This window comes from Enterobacter cloacae complex sp. S1, assembly GCF_014930525.1.
GTDB classification, from domain to species: Bacteria; Pseudomonadota; Gammaproteobacteria; order Enterobacterales; family Enterobacteriaceae; genus Enterobacter; species Enterobacter hormaechei_C.
Genome location: NZ_JADBRE010000027.1, coordinates 13,302 through 29,320, shown reverse-complemented (window position 1 = coordinate 29,320; position 16,019 = coordinate 13,302). Strand labels below are relative to the sequence as shown.

17 protein-coding genes and 3 pseudogenes are annotated in these 16,019 nt (G+C 52.7%); 9 read left to right on the top strand and 11 right to left on the bottom strand.

What is annotated here, in order from left to right:
• Positions 1-1,389, bottom strand: coding sequence for an MFS transporter (locus IM290_RS17635; protein ID WP_193042479.1), 1,389 nt, complete (start codon positions 1,387-1,389; stop codon positions 1-3).
• Between the two features lie 129 nt (positions 1,390-1,518).
• On the opposite strand from IM290_RS17635, the gene IM290_RS17630 reads away from it, so the two are divergent.
• The 7 genes and pseudogenes from IM290_RS17630 (at position 1,519) to IM290_RS17605 (ending at position 4,976) form a co-directional block, all read left to right on the top strand.
• Positions 1,519-2,448 (top strand): LysR family transcriptional regulator, encoded by a 930-nt coding sequence (locus tag IM290_RS17630; protein WP_193042454.1) that lies wholly within the window; start codon positions 1,519-1,521, stop codon positions 2,446-2,448.
• Positions 2,449-2,511: 63 nt separating this feature from the next.
• Positions 2,512-2,778 carry a DUF1778 domain-containing protein gene (locus tag IM290_RS17625; protein WP_003857131.1) on the top strand — a complete coding sequence of 89 codons (267 nt, stop codon included), beginning with the start codon at positions 2,512-2,514 and terminating at the stop codon, positions 2,776-2,778.
• A pseudogene (locus IM290_RS17620) lies at positions 2,766-2,951 on the top strand (GNAT family N-acetyltransferase); the annotation flags it as partial. The gene IM290_RS17625 and the pseudogene IM290_RS17620, both read left to right, overlap by 13 nt.
• Positions 2,952-3,137: 186 nt before the next feature.
• Positions 3,138-3,456 (top strand): annotated as a pseudogene (locus tag IM290_RS17615) (ISNCY family transposase); the annotation flags it as partial.
• 1 nt (position 3,457) lies between these two features.
• Positions 3,458-3,607: pseudogene (locus tag IM290_RS21825) on the top strand (ISNCY family transposase); the annotation flags it as partial.
• A 277-nt stretch (positions 3,608-3,884) separates the two neighbouring features.
• Positions 3,885-4,331 carry a DUF3290 domain-containing protein gene (locus tag IM290_RS17610; RefSeq protein WP_014069654.1) on the top strand — a complete coding sequence of 149 codons (447 nt, stop codon included), beginning with the start codon at positions 3,885-3,887 and terminating at the stop codon, positions 4,329-4,331.
• Between the two features lie 9 nt (positions 4,332-4,340).
• Positions 4,341-4,976, top strand: a complete 636-nt coding sequence (locus IM290_RS17605) for a DUF421 domain-containing protein (RefSeq protein ID WP_014069653.1) — start codon at positions 4,341-4,343, stop codon at positions 4,974-4,976.
• Positions 4,977-5,159: 183 nt separating this feature from the next.
• Here the strand turns inward: IM290_RS17605 and IM290_RS17600 are convergent, their stop codons facing one another.
• The 3 genes from IM290_RS17600 to IM290_RS17590 form a co-directional block, all read right to left on the bottom strand.
• A complete protein-coding gene (locus tag IM290_RS17600) occupies positions 5,160-5,774 on the bottom strand; it encodes an NUDIX hydrolase (protein WP_193042661.1) in 615 nt (204 codons plus the stop codon).
• Positions 5,774-7,066 carry a glycoside hydrolase family 28 protein gene (locus tag IM290_RS17595; protein WP_193042662.1) on the bottom strand — a complete coding sequence of 431 codons (1,293 nt, stop codon included), beginning with the start codon at positions 7,064-7,066 and terminating at the stop codon, positions 5,774-5,776. Before IM290_RS17595 ends, IM290_RS17600 begins: the two co-directional genes overlap by 1 nt.
• 104 nt (positions 7,067-7,170) lie before the next feature.
• A complete protein-coding gene (locus tag IM290_RS17590; RefSeq protein WP_015570520.1) occupies positions 7,171-7,929 on the bottom strand; it encodes a DeoR/GlpR family DNA-binding transcription regulator in 759 nt (252 codons plus the stop codon).
• Between the two features lie 86 nt (positions 7,930-8,015).
• On the opposite strand from IM290_RS17590, the gene IM290_RS17585 reads away from it, so the two are divergent.
• Positions 8,016-8,600 carry a GDP-mannose pyrophosphatase gene (locus IM290_RS17585; protein ID WP_193042663.1) on the top strand — a complete coding sequence of 195 codons (585 nt, stop codon included), beginning with the start codon at positions 8,016-8,018 and terminating at the stop codon, positions 8,598-8,600.
• Positions 8,601-8,684: 84 nt separating this feature from the next.
• Positions 8,685-9,443, top strand: coding sequence for a trans-aconitate 2-methyltransferase (tam, locus tag IM290_RS17580; RefSeq protein WP_023296628.1), 759 nt, complete (start codon positions 8,685-8,687; stop codon positions 9,441-9,443).
• Positions 9,444-9,449: 6 nt separating this feature from the next.
• On the opposite strand, the gene IM290_RS17575 is transcribed toward tam, so the two are convergent.
• From IM290_RS17575 to IM290_RS17545, 7 genes are all read right to left on the bottom strand, one after another.
• Positions 9,450-10,640 carry a cytochrome c biogenesis protein/redoxin gene (locus tag IM290_RS17575; protein ID WP_193042664.1) on the bottom strand — a complete coding sequence of 397 codons (1,191 nt, stop codon included), beginning with the start codon at positions 10,638-10,640 and terminating at the stop codon, positions 9,450-9,452.
• A gap of 135 nt (positions 10,641-10,775) precedes the next feature.
• Positions 10,776-12,071 carry an ATP-binding protein gene (locus IM290_RS17570; protein WP_193042665.1) on the bottom strand — a complete coding sequence of 432 codons (1,296 nt, stop codon included), beginning with the start codon at positions 12,069-12,071 and terminating at the stop codon, positions 10,776-10,778.
• Positions 12,068-12,808 carry a response regulator gene (locus tag IM290_RS17565; protein ID WP_022651194.1) on the bottom strand — a complete coding sequence of 247 codons (741 nt, stop codon included), beginning with the start codon at positions 12,806-12,808 and terminating at the stop codon, positions 12,068-12,070. Before IM290_RS17565 ends, IM290_RS17570 begins: the two co-directional genes overlap by 4 nt.
• A gap of 44 nt (positions 12,809-12,852) precedes the next feature.
• On the bottom strand, positions 12,853-13,848 hold the full coding sequence (locus IM290_RS17560; protein ID WP_193042666.1) for an alpha/beta fold hydrolase: 996 nt from the start codon (positions 13,846-13,848) through the stop codon (positions 12,853-12,855).
• A gap of 145 nt (positions 13,849-13,993) precedes the next feature.
• A complete protein-coding gene (locus IM290_RS17555; protein ID WP_193354485.1) occupies positions 13,994-14,434 on the bottom strand; it encodes a GNAT family N-acetyltransferase in 441 nt (146 codons plus the stop codon).
• On the bottom strand, positions 14,431-15,039 hold the full coding sequence (locus IM290_RS17550; protein ID WP_063932389.1) for a hypothetical protein: 609 nt from the start codon (positions 15,037-15,039) through the stop codon (positions 14,431-14,433). Before IM290_RS17550 ends, IM290_RS17555 begins: the two co-directional genes overlap by 4 nt.
• Positions 15,039-16,001: a hypothetical protein gene (locus IM290_RS17545; protein ID WP_193042667.1), complete on the bottom strand. Its 963-nt coding sequence runs from the start codon at positions 15,999-16,001 to the stop codon at positions 15,039-15,041. Before IM290_RS17545 ends, IM290_RS17550 begins: the two co-directional genes overlap by 1 nt.
• Positions 16,002-16,019 lie beyond the last annotated feature (18 nt).

The following is a 16,019-nucleotide window of genomic DNA, read 5'->3' as shown; positions in this document are numbered from 1 at the left end:
TCATCCTGTTTCCGCAGGATGAGTGATTTTACGCAACCGGCTCGCGCTGACGACGACCGCTACCGCAGAAGCTGCGGCGGCGACCCACAGCGCAACATGAATTGACCTTTCATCTGCGGCCAGCAGAACGGCCACGGCGGCGGCGCCCAGACACTGCCCGAACGTGCGCATAATGGATAAAACACCGGATGCATAGCTCGCATGCTCACGAATAACGTTGGAAAGCATTTCCCGGTTATTAGGACTCTGAAAGCAGCCAAACCCCACTCCGCACACCAGACTCCGCAGGCAGATATCCCACACTGAAGGGCGGGCGGGTAATGTTGCCAGCAGGATCAAACCGACGACAAAAATCATCAGCCCCAGGGTGGATATCGCCGGGGCTGAAATCGTGTCTGCCCACCGGCCTGCATGCGGCGCAATCAGTACGATCCCTAGCGGCCACGGCGTAAACAGCAGGGCAGACAACACCGGGCTGTAGCCGTATCCGCTCTGAAACAGGAAGGGCAGCGCAATAAAGGTGATCCCCTGGCTGACAAAAGCAATCATCGACGTGAAGGCCGCGAGGGTAAAACGTTCATTTTTAAACATCATCGGCGGCAGTAAGGGGTTATCCGCGCGGCGGATCTGCCAGATAAACGCCATGCCGCTCAGCGCAGCGAGCATTGTCCAGCAAAGACTGCCAAGGTGATAAGTCGCGTCATGGAGGCTGTTCGCCGCCATGATCGTCGACCCCAACAGCAGCGCCGACAATATGGCGCCCGGGGTGTCGAAAGGCGCTTGCTTTCGAACCGCATCCCGCGGCAGCGCTTTGACCGCCAGCAGTAAGGCGAGGGTGCCGGGAACAACGTTTATCGCAAACAGCCATTGCCAGCTCAGGGTGTGAAGGATCGTCCCGCCCAATACCGGGCCGATAGCGGAGCTGGAGGCGATGAGCAGGGCGTGCAACCCCAGAATGCGGCCAAGCAATCGCCCGGGAAATACGGACCGCAGGATTGCGGGGGCAATACTCAGCGTCGCCGCGCCGCCGATCCCCTGAAGCACGCGCATACCGATAAGCACTTCGGGTGTATTCGCCAGCGCGCAACCCAGTGATGTCAGGGTAAAGGTCGTCAGACCTGCGAGAAATACGGGGCGATAACCCAGGCGGGCCGCAAGCGCCGCGAATATCGCCAGCGTCATCGCAGCCGCCAGCAGATACCCGTTGGCGAACCAGACGGCAATACTGGCAGGTACCTGCATCTCCTGAGCCATGGAGGGCAGGGCAATGTTGATCATGGTGCCATCAAACACGCCCATTAAGGTGGTGGTCATAATTGCGGCCATCACCCGTGCGCGCGCCGGACCAGGCAGTACTTCGTCGCCGGGTTGACTGGAAAAGAGCATCATCATGTTGTCCTCTGAGAAGAGTGTATGGATGACAAAACTATAAAGATGGCTTTTACAGGGCGGAAGGCGCACCATTTGCACTTTATCGTTGCACGAAACGCCTTATCTGAATGAACAGGAATGAACGCTATGACCGATCCTGATTTTAATTTACTGATTGCACTCGACATATTGCTGAGCGAAGCGAGTGTCGCAGGTGCAGCACGTCGTCTGAACCTCAGCACCTCGGCCATGAGCCGGACATTAAGCAGGTTACGCGACGTTACAGGCGACCCGATCCTGGTGCGCGCCGGACGTAACATGGTACTAACCCCGTGGGCCGAAGCGACCCGGGATCGCGCCAGACGTGCAGTGCACGAGGCGAGGGCGGTATTGCAGCCCTCAACTGAAACGTTCAGTGCGCAAAGTCTGGCGCGCCTTTTTACCATCAGGGCAAACGATGGTTTTGTGGTGGCGTTTGGGCCTGCGCTTATAGCGGCTGTGGCCGACGCCGCGCCGGACGTTTGTATACGCTTTGCGCCTAAGCCGGAAAAAACGTCGCGCTATCTTCGGGAAGGGCTGGTTGATCTGGAGATTGGCGTCCAGAGCAATATGGGGCCTGAAATACGGCTGCAACGACTGTTTGAGGATCGGTTTATGGGCGTCGTGCGTAAGGGACACCCGCTGGCTAAGCAGGCAGAAATAGGCGTGAAGGATTATGTCGCCTGGGGTCATGTGGTAGCGTCACCCGAGGGCGCGTTGCACGGTTCCGTTGACGATGCGCTGGCCGAACTGGGGACAAAACGTAAAATCGCCAGCGTCGTACCGGGATTTCCGACGGCACTGTCCGTGGCGCTGGAATCAGATCTTATCGCCATGATACCCGCGCTCTATTTACTCAATCAGCAGGTAACGGACCAGATACACGTTTTCGAGCTGCCGTTCAGAAGCCGTCGTATTACGGTATCGCAGATGTGGCACCCAAGAATGGAACGCGATCCTGGTCACCGCTGGCTGAGAGAGCAAATTCTTGCGATATGCGGTGTGGAGAGGTCAGACATGATTAAGGGCTCTGTATAGCGATTGCTATACACGGCGCTTATGCTATGCTTGTAAAGCAATTGCTATACAAGAGGTATACCCATGAAATCAGATGTTCAACTCAATCTCAGAGCCAAAGAATCCCAGCGGGCGCTTATCGATGCCGCCGCAGAGATCCTCCATAAATCACGCACGGACTTCATTCTGGAGATGGCCTGTCAGGCAGCCGAGAATGTGATCCTCGATCGACGTGTATTCAATTTTAACGATGAACAGTACGCAGAGTTCATTGACATGCTCGATGCCCCGGTCGCGGACGATCCTGCCATAGAAAAACTGCTGGCAAGGAAACCACAGTGGGACGTGTAACAGCACCAGAGCCCTTATCCAGCGTCCATCAACTGGCGGAGTTCGTCAGCGGAGAGGCCGTGCTTGACGAATGGCTAAAACAAAGAGGTCTGAAAAACCAGGCGCTCGGCGCAGCCCGAACGTTTGTCGTTTGTAAAACGGGCACGAAGCAGGTCGCGGGATTTTACTCTCTGATTCCAACCTTAAGACTTAGATAATAGCAGCGTTAACTCAGCGATCAAATCACAAACTCATTATCACCACAGGTCATTTAACATAATATACATTATGCGCACCAATGTTGTAATAGCAAAGTTGTAATGTCCGTGCTGGGCTAAGTTAAGATATCCGTCACGTAGATTCACCATCGAGGGATTCTGATGACGGCACACGCAGCGGAGTTTTTCACTATGGACAAAGTTAACCGACTCAAAATCATTCAGGACGTTGTCGTCCAGCGTCTGACCACACTGATGGCCGCGCAGCGCCGTCAGTCACTGCCAACGCCTTCTATCGCGTTACAATGAATCTGGCCCACTGGGTATGGCTGGCCGTCGTCGTGGGAAACCCGGCAATAATCAACTACCTGATGGTCTTTGCCCGGTACGCATTCAATATTATCCGCGAACGCTATACTGACTTTGGGCCTACGCTGCCGGCGAGGAACACGACGAACTGCACGATGTTCACCTGTCCAAATATTGGGAAGTACATTGAGGTCTGGCATTACCCGGATGGCCGGAAAGAACTCAGGCTAAACGGAGTCATCTTTCCCTACTCCACTTATAATCGTCTTCAGGAAATTGATCAGGCTGCTATCGTGGACAACAAGCGCCTCGGGCAGATTCCTTAGTTTATTAAGCTGGTTCAGGACAAACGTTAGAAGATTATTTATACTCTGAATTCTTTTTCCGGTAGTGAGTAACCTGTATGGAAGAATGATTAATGCTCGACATGAGCGAAGAACGGAAGTTCTGAATGCTACTAACATTGAGATGCCTTGAGTCATAACAAGCAAGTCACCATAGTTGGCTTAAGGATAATGATCAATTTCAGCTGATAACTAATAAATGGAAATGTTTTACTATAATAAAATGTGGTTTTGAGGGGTTAGGGATTGAACTTATATGAAATTTTATAGCATAGATTATCTACAAATGCAGTCTAATATCAATGACTATTTAAAATACATAGTTATATTTAGTACTTTATTTATCTTGATCGTTGTTTTTAGCCTGTATATGCGTCATCGCCTGCAAACCAAATATCGTGACTTAACAATCATAGTTTTCTTGTTTTTGCTCTTCATTTCTGGTGTTCAGTATGCTGATTATACTGATAGTCAAAATATACATTCCCAATCCTCGCAAATGGTTAATTTTGTTAGGCTCCTATCACAAAAAAAAGATGTGAATGTAAATGCTATATTTTCCAGTTCCGTACAACTCTCTGATGGCATTATCGTTAAAATTAGTGATGTTTTTTATCGCGTCAATTTGAGCCCGGATCAAAAAACATACAATTTAGTAGAGGTTTCGTTAGTAAACCCAGAAATAGAAATCATAACAAACTGAGGTGTGGAAATGATAATTTATTTACCTATCATTATAAAGTTGGGCCTGGGGATACTGTGTTTAATTGTTCAAATAAATCTTATGGGGAAAGGAAATCTGGCCCCCTCATCTGCAATGGACCAGGTTCAAAACTATGTGCTGGGGGGAATTATAGGAGGCGTAATTTACAACGAATCTATAACGGTGCTTCAATTTATTCTGGTACTAATCATATGGACTCTTTTGGTCTTTGCTCTTAAATTCCTTAAGGAAAACAATCGATTGATTAAAAGGATAATTGATGGAAAACCGATTACCTTAGTACACAATGGCAGTGTTAATGTTAAGGAGTGTTTACGGAATGGTGTTTCTGCAAATGACCTAATGTTCAAATTAAGAGCAAATGGAATTTATGAGATAGAACAACTAAAACGCGTCGTACTCGAACAGAATGGGCAATTAACCATCATACAAAGTGGCGATGAAAATATACGCTATCCAATTATAGTGGACGGTTTGGCCAACCATGATCTGCTAGAAATCCTTAATAAAGACAGTGAATGGTTAGAAACTGAAGTTACAAAGAAAGGTTTCAGTAAAATCAGTGAGGTATATTTAGGTGAGTACTTGTCGGGTAGGATTAATTTATACGGGTATGAAAAATAATACCCAAACAATAACACCATTTTATCAGGAGGCAGCCATTTCTGGGGTGCCTCCGCCTGCGAACATTGACATTAAAATCCGCTCCTGGCACAGAGCGAATATTTGAGCTTTGCGCTGCCCCGGACATCTGGACCAGGCTGTGACAATGACGTGGAGACTCAATATTAATCTAAAACGTTATGATTAAGAGATCATATTTTTAGTTCTCGCCAGCAGGAATGCTGTAACTGATGTGGCGTCAGTGATTTTGCCGTCACGTATTAATTGAGCAAAGTCACTAATTTTAATTTTTTTCACCGTCAGGCCGTATTCTTCCTCCTCCAGTTGCTGGCCGGTAAATGTCAGCTCCGTGGCAAGGTAAATATGATAACCCTGGGCTGAATAACCCTGTGCGAGCTTTTGATAACCGACGTACTCCATTTTCCCGGCGCTTAACCCGGTTTCTTCTTTAAGCTCGCCTCTGGCAACGTCTTCAGGTGCAGCGTCGCGAGAACATTCCCAACTTCCCTGAGGGAGTTCTGTGGTTCTCTGGCCCAGAGGGTATCGGTATTGTTCAACCAGATAGATTTCATCATTCTCAACCGGAATGATGACCACGAAATCATCTTTTTCAATGACGGAATAAAGCCCCTCGCTCCCATCGGCTCTCAGAATCCGGTCTTCCTTTAGCGACATCCAGCGGTTACGATAAATCTGTCTCGATTCCAGTGTTTTTATCTCTTTCTTCACGGTAAGTCCCTGATTTCTTTGCTTGTTGCTCTCTAACAGTAACGTTAACGCCTTCACCGTGCAATACATCAACGCTCATAACTGTCGTTACGGTCTTGCGTGTTCTCTACGGCAGTCACTTGCACATCCTTAAAGCGCAACCCATCCACACCGGAAATTTTCCCGAACTCTGACGCGTCAATCAAAATTCCGTCCAGCGTTAACCCGGTCACAGGACGCTCCGGATACCCCTCAATGAAAAATGCACGCGAGAAATATTTGTTGTCTGAGCGATGCGCCGACATATTTTTAATCGTCAGTCCGCTGACCGCAGTAAGACCGGCTTCGCCCTCAACACCTTCAGCCAGCTTGCGCCAGTGTTCTGGTTTATCAGATAAATTTCCCCGGTCGCCATAGCTGTACTGCGGAAACCAGTTCAGCTGGATCAGCACCGGGAAACGTACGTCCGTAAGATGTAAATTTTGGACGGTGATATCACGGATAAATCCGCCCCGGTTGCGGGCCGACTTAATGCGAAACCCGACGCCCGTACCGTTAAACGCGTTATCTTCTATCAGGACGCGTTCAATGCCGCCTGAGGTTTCGCTCCCCAGCGTGATCCCGGACCCCTTATTCAGCGTACAACCGCGAATCACTATATCCCGTGCTGTACGTGCTTTTTGCGCCGCTTCGCGTCCTCGTCCTGATTTTATGCAGATATTGTCGTCATTACAGGAAACAATGCAGCGTTCAACCCGCACCTGTTCACAGGAATCGATATCAATCCCGTCGGTGCTCGGCCCCGCAGAATTGCTGATTTTCACGCCCTCTACCGTGATATGGCGCGAATAACAAAGGTGCATGTTCCAGAATCCGGACTCCCGACTGGTAAAATCATGCAGCAGAATGCTCTGGCTTTCAAAGACCAGAATATTGCGCGGGCGCTGACAGTCGTAATCAACCACCCAGCGCAATCCTCTGGCGCTGTAATCGCCGACCATGCCGCTGCGCTCGTCATCGCCCCAGAAGCGTCGCCACCAGATAACACCCTGCCCGTCTATCGTGCCTGTACCGGTAATACTGACGTTTTCACAATCGATGATATTAATAATGCCTGCCGGCCAGCGCATATCAATGCCCGCCACCCGGGTGTTTATCAACGGATAATCAGCCAGATCCTGGCTTCCAACGAGCTGTGCGCCAGCGTCCAGGCGAAGCGAAACACCGCTTTTCAGGAACAGTGCTCCGGTCAGAAAACGGCCTTGCGGAATAACAATGACATCGTTCTGTTGAGCGCTATTTATGGCCTGCTGAATGGCAGACGTTGACAGGCGTTGCGCGGTTGGGTCCGCGCCGCACGTCAGAATGGAGACCGCTTTCATGGCTTGTCCTTAAACAGATGAAAGCCTTAGTCTAGAAATCCGCGTGAAGGATAACCTTTGTCTGTTTGACAGCCACGCGGTCAGGCTGGCAAAAAAGCAGATATTTACTGGCTTGCGATCACCGCAACGCCCTTTTCTTTCAGAGCGCTCACCCAGCGTTCATCCGTTGTGTTTTCAACAACCAGCGTATTCACCAGCGACAGGTCGCCAATTACAAACGCCGAGGCCGTGTTGATCTTTTCCGGTGAGGCCAATACCACCGTTTCCGCCGCTCTGCCGGAAAATGCACGTTTGATGCACGCTTCTTCGTAATCTCCGGTGGTCAGCCCGGCCTCAGGATGGACGCCGGTGACCCCCATGAAGAACAGATCCGCATGAATATTATTGATGCCTTCAATAGCGGCCGCGCCGACCGTGACGATGGAGTGTTTATACAAACGACCACCAATCAGGATCACCTCTATGCATGGATGGTCGACCAGCCCCAAAGCGATACCCGGGCTGTGCGTCACCACGGTTATCCGTAAATCGGGTGGTAAGAACGTAATAAGTTCGGAGGTGGTCGTCCCGCCATCAATGATCACCACCTGCCCCGGTGAAATGAGCTGCGCGCCTCGCCGTGCCACGCGTTTTTTTGCATCCATTTTAACGGACTGACGCTCGGCAAAAGGCGCAATCGCTGACGATGCTGGCAGTGCGCCGCCGTGAACACGCTGCAAACGCCCTTCTGCCGCCAGTTCACGTAAATCCCGGCGGATAGTGTCCTCAGACACCGAGAAAAAGAGGCTGAGCGCAGTAGACTGGACCTGACCTTCCGCCTCCAGTTTTTCCAGAATCAACTGTTTACGCTGGCTTGTGAGCATGAATTATTCCTGTTGTTGCACGATATACCTTGTATTTGCACGATAGTGCTGTTTATGATGCTTACTCTACGAGAGGAGAGCCAAACGTGCAATCAAAACGTGCAGATATACGCATTATCAACAGCGAAACGTTGTCCGACAACTGGTATAACCTGAAAAAATACACTTTTGACCTCCAGCGCAGCGATGGCGACTGGCAGCGACAAGAGCGTGAAGTGTATGACCGGGGGAATGGCGCGACGATCCTGCTCTATAATCGCGACAGCAAAACCGTCATTCTGACGCGTCAGTTCCGTTTCCCGGTGTTTATAAATGGTCACGAAGAGGATCTCATTGAGGCGGCCGCCGGGTTGCTCGATAACCTTGACCCGGAAAGCCGGATTAAGGCCGAAGCGGAAGAAGAAACCGGGTATAAGGTGACGCGCGTAGAGAAAATTTTTGAGGCCTATATGAGCCCGGCCTCGGTTACCGAGAAACTCTACTTCTATCTGGCGGAATATCACCCGCAGGATCGGACCAGCGCGGGCGGCGGCGTTAAAGCAGAGGGAGAAGATATCGACGTACTGGAAATGACGCTGGACGACGCGCTTCGGGGCATTGAAAATGGGCAGATTGTCGACGGAAAAACCATCATGCTGCTCTATCACCTGGCCCTGAAAGGCATTTTATAATCTCACCATTAGCCAGATACCTGCCCCGGCGCAGGTATTTGCCTGTGCTATCCTTGCTGAACACCTCAACATGGAGATGCGAAAATGGCCGACTGGGATCCCTCTCTTTATCTACAGTACAGCGCAGAACGCACACGTCCCGCCGCTGAGTTACTCGCCCGGGTGCCGCTTGCTGACATAACCTCTGGCGTGGATTTGGGCTGCGGGCCAGGCAACAGCACCGCGCTGCTGAAACAGCGCTGGCCTTCTGCGCAGATCGCCGGCGTGGATAACTCCCCGGCCATGCTGGAGGAAGCCCGACAGGCCCTGCCAGACTGCCACTTTGTTGAGGCGGATATCCGGCACTACAAACCTGACCAGCCGCTCAGCCTGATCTACGCCAACGCCTCACTGCAATGGATCCCGGACCATTACCACCTTCTGCCACACCTGGTTTCACTGCTCCAGTTAAACGGCGTGTTGGCGGTGCAAATGCCTGACAACTGGCTTGAGCCGACGCACGCCCTGATGCGTGAAGTTGCCTGGGAACAGGGCTACCCCGATCGTGGCCGCGAGCCATTACCGGGTATCCATGCCTACTACGATATTCTGACGGAAGCGGGATGCGACGTAGATATCTGGCGCACCACCTACTTCCATCAGATGAGCTCTCATCAGGCGATTATTGACTGGGTCAGCGCGACGGGGTTACGGCCGTGGTTACAGGAACTCAACGAAAGCGAGCAGAAAAACTATCTGAAACGCTACCTTGAGCTGCTGGAAGAGCAGTATCCGCTCCAGGAGAACGGGCAGATACTGCTGGCTTTTCCGCGCCTGTTTATGGTGGCCCAGCGGGTTCCGTAAGCCGGATCAGGAACGCGCTTCCTTGAGCAACTGCTGAATGACGGCCTCCTGCTTGTCGTAGTTACCCTCGCCAAACGCGGTGTAACGCAGTTGCCCTTTCGCATCGAAATAGTAATGCGCAGGCCAGTACTGATTTCCGAACGCGCTCCATATTTTGTAGTTATTATCCGTCACTACGCGGTACGGCAGCTGCCATTTGTTGACCGCGTTTTTCACCGATGATAACGGCTTTTCCCAGGGGTATTCTGGGGTGTGGACGCCAATCACCACCAGACCTTCAGCCTGATATTTCTTCGCCCAGTCACGCACGTGCGGAAGCGTGTGCTGGCAGTTGATACAGTCCCAGGTCCAGAAATCGATAAGCACAACTTTCCCGCGCAAGTCCTCAGACGTGACAGCGTCACCGTTTACCCAACCCGTACCGCCGCTTAATGACGGTAGCTGGCTGCCCGGCGTTGCGTCAGCGACAGGTTGCAGTTTCACCTGTGTGGAGGATGGTTGCGCAAAGCTCAACAGGGCGTTTTCCAGCTGGTCGGCAACACCGTTGGCGCCTTTCAGGGCGGAGGTCATCCCGCTGGCGTTGAACGCAACGGCGGCTAACATCATCACTCCCGCTCCCTGACGCAAACGCGCCATCAATGCGGATTTGGCCCTCAGAGGGGATATCAGCTTACGGCCCCCCGCGACAAGCAGCCCCAGCATCAACGCGCACCCACTGCCGTAAGCGGCTAACAGCGCTCCGGTTGCGATAGCCGAGTGGCCCGCAATATTAATGCTGAAGATCGCCCCGAGAATCGGTCCGGCACAGGGGGACCACAGCAGCCCAACGGCCAGCCCTGCCAGAAAAGCCGAAACCAGGCCGCGTCGCTGCATGCTGTGGGTGTTGAGAACGTTTCCCGCGCTGACCGCCGGGCGGGCAATGCGCTGAGCGAACTGCGGGAAGATCAGGGCCAGGGCGGCAATGCTCAGTACCAGCAGCGCAATCCAGCGACCGATAATGGTGGCGTCAGCGATCCACTCGCTGGCAACCGTTACTACCATCGCCACCAACGTGAACATCACAATCATTCCCGCCAGAAGCGCCAGAATGTGTTTGCGCTGCCCCTGAAAGCCAGCGAACAGCAGAGGAATGACGGGAAGCGTGCACGGACTGAGCAGGCTAATCATGCCGCCTAAAAAAGCGATTATCAGAAACATAACGACCTCACGATACGGTTGCTGCGAAGATGCAGTGAGGTCATTTCATCGTATGAATGTGTTCAGGCCGTGTGTGAAAAGCTGGATTTTGTCTGCCTGCGTATCGGCGCGGTGTTCAGATACACAGGCGTACAATTAACCGCGCGGAAGGGTCACGATTACGGCCAGCCCTCCCTCTGCCCGGTTAGCAAGATGCAATTTCCCGTCAAGCTGGGCGGTGAGATGCGCGGCAATTGCGAGGCCTAACCCGGTGCCGCCCGTTTCCCGGTTGCGCGACGTTTCAACCCGGTAGAACGGCTGTAACACCGCCTCCAGTTCTGCCTCCGGGATACCAGGGCCGTTATCCATAATGCGGATCGCTACCTGCCTTTCATCTTCATCAATCGCTATTACCGCGCTATCGCCAAACTTCAGCGCATTATCGAGCAGATTGGTCATGACCCTGCGCAATGCCTGGGGACGAGTGACGATCGGCAGACGCGCATTGCGTGCATGAAACTGCACGTTTTTACCAATGTCCTGATAATCACTGGCAATGCTGTTAACCCACGCATTCAGCTCCAGTTTCAGCGTGGTCTCTTCCAGGGATTCTGATGACCGGGCATAGGCAATCCCCTCCCGTACCAGGCGCGACATATTATCCAGATCGCTCAGCAGCTTATCGCGGAGTTCGGGCTGATCCGCCATTTCGATCCTCAGCTTCATGCGCGTGATAGGCGTCTGAAGATCGTGAGAAATGGATGCCAGAATCTGCGCGCGTTCACGCAGATACGTCTGTATCCGCGACTGCATCTCATTAAAAGCATGCGCTGCCTGACGCACCTCAACCGGACCTTTTTCAGTCATCGGAGAATGGGCCGCAGGATCGAGGGAATCAACCGCGCGCGTGAATTGCAGGAAGGGCCGGACAACCTGGCGCACGGCAATCCAGGAGCAGAGCGCGACAAGTAACAGCTGAAGAACCAGCACCACGGGCAGCCAGCTGGCGACAGGCGGCATGCGCGGGATCAGATCGATAGTGAGCGGTGCGCCGTCGCGGAGCGTCAGATGGGCCTGAATATGGGAAACAGGCCCCGGCACCGCCGTAAACTGAAGCGGATATTGGGCTGAAAGCGTCTCTTTCAGAGTTCGAATCGCATCCCGCGAGCGCTTGTCCGTTGGCGCGGCGCCTGCCTCGCCGGGGCCAAGGATATAACGATAATTACCGCGACTGAGCCGTTCCAGCCACTCTGGCCGCTCTTTGGCCGGAAGCCGGTCGAGAATGGCCACGCTGGTCGCCACGTCGTTCTCAAGATTGCCCAGCATAACCGTACGCGCGCTGCGCATTCGCTCAACCATGACCAGCGTCAGGCTGAGCGCGTTAGCCAGCAAGAGCCCGAGCAGCACAATGATCAGCAGCCGGGCCAGTAAGGTGCGGGGCCACAGCGTCATTCATTGGCCTCGACGATGGTCACCGGCATGGTAAAAACGTAGCCTTCGCTGCGAACGGTTTTAATGTAGGCGGGCGTGCGGGCATCTTCATTCAGACGCTGTCGCACGCGGCTCACCAGGAGATCAATCGAACGCTCAAACAGCTCAGCATCACGTCCCTGCGTCAGGTTCAGCAGTTGGTCGCGGGTCAGCACCCGTTGAGGATGATCGAGGAATACGCGCAAAAGGCGATATTCCGCCCCGCTGAGCGCCACAACCATCCCCTCGTTATCAATCAGATGACGCGCCACGGTATCCAGCTGCCATTCCCCGAACACCACCAGGCGCCCTGCCTCGGTCACCTGAAGATTAGGCGGCATAGTACGAAAACGACGCAGGATAGCTTTGATACGCGCCAGCAGTTCGCGGGCCACAAACGGTTTGACCACGTAATCGTCGGCACCCATCTCCAGCCCCAGGATGCGGTCCGTGTCCTCGTTGCGCGCGGTGAGCATCAGGATCGGCAGATCCTTATGCCTGCTGCTGCGCAGCTGCCGACACAGCGTCAGGCCATCATCGCCGGGCATCATCACGTCCAGCACCACCAGGTCGATATGCTGTTTGTCGAGCACTACGCGCATCTCTTTCCCGTTCGCTGCGCCAGAGGCGTGATAGCCGGATTTCACGAGGTAATCGACAATCAGTTCACGAATATCCCTGTCGTCATCGACGACAAGGATGTGATCAATATGCTCCACCGCAGGCTCCTGTTTAAGAGGTAACGGATTGAAAATAGCACATATCAGAGTTTATCCGCGTCGACAACCGCGTTAACAAAGTCCTGCGGATCTTCCTGCGGCGGGTTGTGGCCAACCGTTGCGCCGAAAGTACGGTGCTCATATTTTCCGGTGAATTTCCCCGCATAGGCTGCGGGTGCAGGATGTGGTGCCCCGTTGTTACCGCCCTCGATGGTGATGGTCGGCACCGTAATGTTCGGCAGCTTAGCCAGCTTTTGTTCGTAGGCGTCATATTTCTGCTCCCCCTTCTCCAGCCCCAGACGCCAGCGGTAATTACTGAGCGTGACGGCAACGTGGTCCGGGTTATCGAGGGATTGGGCGCTCGCATTGAAGGTGGCATCGCTGAATTTCCAGTCAGGCGAAGCCTGGGACCAGATCAACCGGGCAAAATCGTGCGTATTTTTAGCATAGCCTTCCGCACCGCGTGGCGTGGCGAAATAGAACTGATACCACCACTGAACCTCTGCCTTCGGCGGTAAAGGCTGTTTGCCAATCGCCTGGCTGCTGATCAGGTAACCACTCACCGAGACCAGCGATTTCACCCGTTCCGGCCAGAGCGCCGCAACGATATCCGCCGTACGCGCCCCCCAGTCATAACCGGCAAACACCGCCTGTCTGATATTCAGGGCGTCCATCAGGTTAACGATGTCTTTTGCCATCGCCGAAGGCTGGCCGTTTCGCGGCGTTTTATCAGAAATAAAGCGCGTGGTGCCGTACCCGCGCAGGGACGGCACAATGACACGATACCCCTTCGCGGCCAGCGCGGGGGCCACCTCTGCATAACTGTGAATGTCGTACGGCCAGCCATGCAGCAGGATCACCGGTTGCCCCTCTTTTGGCCCGATATCGACGTAACCGACGTTCAAATCGCCAGCGTTAATCTGTTTTACCTGGTTGAAGGCCGACGCGTAATTCTTACCCGTCGCTTCTGCCTGACAGGACATCACGGTGCCAAGTGAAACGGTCAGGGCGACGGCTGAGTATGCGAGTTTATTAAACATGATGTTATCTCCGGATAAGTTGAGTTGACGGAGATATATCACCATGCGTTTGTATAGGAGATGTTTGGGGATACGGTTTTATTGCATACCTGTGTATGTACCGCAGAGGCAGATACAGTGTGATACAAACCCAGGTATTAAGCGACTAAAGCGAGATTCGGTACCGGACGTAATCGTCAGCTTCACCATAGTGGTCATACAGCTTACGCGCCGGATTGTTCATGCGGGTTACCCAGTAGAGTTTTGACCACCCTTCCCGCTTGCCTTCATCGATCAGGGCGTCGATAAGCGCTTTACCCGCCCCTGCGCCACGTTCGGCAGCGTCAACAAACAGATCTTCCAGATAGCAAACGGGCGCGGTTGACCAGGTCCCTTCATGCAGGACACACATGGCGAAGCCGATGACGCTGCCGTCTTTCTCCACGACCCGGCAAAACAGGGATGATGAACCTGCGAGCGCCCTGTCCCAGGTGGCCGTGGTAACGGACTCGTCAAGGTAGCACTCATAAAAATGGGTATAGCCATCCCACAGCGGTCGCCACTGTGGGTAATCTTCTGCCTGTAACGGGCGTACGATGAGTGTCATGTGTTCCTCACATTATTCTTACCGCTCTTTAGGCGCATGATGCGAGCCAGCGTGGCAAGACGCTTCGAACGACAATATAGCGTGAACAGCACAAAGCCTCGACTGTTTAACACCATACGGCTAATTACCAAAGCGATCGTTGCAATGATCAGCTGCCAGCTTCTGCCGTCAGACATCGTCAGATAGTGAAGCCATTGCAGTACCGTTAATGTGAGCAGGATGATGAAAAGCGCTAAAAATACTGTTAGTCCTGAAGTGTATCCCCGGGCAAGGAAGGCACTCGCGAGCATCAGGAAGATAAGTATCGCTAGCGATGGGACAAAAAAACTGAGTGCATGTAGCGATGGCGACATACTGGATATTGTCTGGAGAAATGGCAGCAAATTAAACGCAAAAATCACCAGAAATAGCGGTAATAATATCGCTACCGGATAAGCATTTTGCCGTGGCAGCTCACTAAGCGGGCGTGAAAAATACCGCTCCAGTTCGGGGGTGGAATGGTTTAATAAGTCATTGTCATGACGGGCAATAGCGTCCTCAATCCGTTTTCCGTGTTGCAGGAGCTCGTAAGAAACGTGTCCGGTTAACAAGCGCAGAATTTTCATTAAAAAACCGCCAGTGACTGGATAGTACCAATAATGTATTTACTGGTACGAGGTATGTTCCCCGGAGCGGCAATAACTCCGCTTACAGCGCTTCCTGCAAGCGCCGCGGCACTTGTTACAACTTGACCTAATTGCCTGGTGAGCTCAACCTGAACAGGACCAGATGGGAATCGTTTTGGATAAAAGCCAGCTCGAATAAGCGCTTTGACTTCTTTATTGCTTATACCAGGGTTTTGAGCGCGAATAATTAATTCAGTCAGTCGAGCACGGTCCTGACGAGGATAATTTTTTAGCCACTCGGTTGCTTTCAAGGACGAAACGGATTTCATTGCGCGCCAGGTAGTGACAGCCTCTTTAAGTGCACCGCCTGCGCTTGCCAGAGAAATGACATCTAAGGAAGTGGATGTGGCGACATACCAGTCCTGGGTATCCAGCCAGGCAACATTGGCACCGTCATTTTCAACCAAATCATAAATTCGATAAAGGCCATTCACACATTGCAGACCGGTGGCAGCCGTTCCGGCGTAGCCAATAGCGACCAGTACGCTTCCCCCGCCTGCGGTAAGGGGAGTTGCTGCTGTTCCAGCAAGCATCACTCCGCCAGTTATGATCATCGCGCCACATGACAGAACGGTTGAGGCAATTTCAGTTCCCATGGAAGTAGATGAAACTGCATCACTCAATACTTTTCCTGCTGTGGAAGCAGACGGAAACGAGGAGGCTTTGGTCACGATAACATGCGTTACTATTCCACTTTGCCCTTGAGGATGTCTTTTGCCGGGTCGCACCAGGAAGCGTTGGGGGCCGTCAGAGTAAATGATACCCGCGTGAGCAAATTCACGATGACAGTCCATGGCGGCACCAAGCGCTTTAAAATCGAAATCCGCAGCCCCAACTCCCGACATTTTCGCAAAATCGTAGCCCGGTAAGTTTTTATCAAGGTTTATCCCAGGTAAAACCATACCCTTCTCCTTTTCAAG

Coding starts and splice junctions, on each gene's coding strand:
- IM290_RS17630 (WP_193042454.1), top strand. CDS start 1,519: ATGACCGATCCTGATTTTAATTTACTGATTGCACTCGACATATTGCTG.
- IM290_RS17590 (WP_015570520.1), bottom strand. CDS start 7,929: ATGCTCACAAGCCAGCGTAAACAGTTGATTCTGGAAAAACTGGAGGCG.
- IM290_RS17605 (WP_014069653.1), top strand. CDS start 4,341: ATGATAATTTATTTACCTATCATTATAAAGTTGGGCCTGGGGATACTG.
- IM290_RS17635 (WP_193042479.1), bottom strand. CDS start 1,389: ATGATGCTCTTTTCCAGTCAACCCGGCGACGAAGTACTGCCTGGTCCG.
- IM290_RS17545 (WP_193042667.1), bottom strand. CDS start 16,001: ATGGTTTTACCTGGGATAAACCTTGATAAAAACTTACCGGGCTACGAT.
- IM290_RS17570 (WP_193042665.1), bottom strand. CDS start 12,071: ATGACGCTGTGGCCCCGCACCTTACTGGCCCGGCTGCTGATCATTGTG.
- IM290_RS17595 (WP_193042662.1), bottom strand. CDS start 7,066: ATGAAAGCGGTCTCCATTCTGACGTGCGGCGCGGACCCAACCGCGCAA.
- IM290_RS17560 (WP_193042666.1), bottom strand. CDS start 13,848: ATGTTTAATAAACTCGCATACTCAGCCGTCGCCCTGACCGTTTCACTT.
- IM290_RS17550 (WP_063932389.1), bottom strand. CDS start 15,039: ATGAAAATTCTGCGCTTGTTAACCGGACACGTTTCTTACGAGCTCCTG.
- IM290_RS17610 (WP_014069654.1), top strand. CDS start 3,885: ATGAAATTTTATAGCATAGATTATCTACAAATGCAGTCTAATATCAAT.
- IM290_RS17625 (WP_003857131.1), top strand. CDS start 2,512: ATGAAATCAGATGTTCAACTCAATCTCAGAGCCAAAGAATCCCAGCGG.
- IM290_RS17600 (WP_193042661.1), bottom strand. CDS start 5,774: ATGTATTGCACGGTGAAGGCGTTAACGTTACTGTTAGAGAGCAACAAG.
- IM290_RS17555 (WP_193354485.1), bottom strand. CDS start 14,434: ATGACACTCATCGTACGCCCGTTACAGGCAGAAGATTACCCACAGTGG.
- IM290_RS17575 (WP_193042664.1), bottom strand. CDS start 10,640: ATGTTTCTGATAATCGCTTTTTTAGGCGGCATGATTAGCCTGCTCAGT.
- tam (WP_023296628.1), top strand. CDS start 8,685: ATGGCCGACTGGGATCCCTCTCTTTATCTACAGTACAGCGCAGAACGC.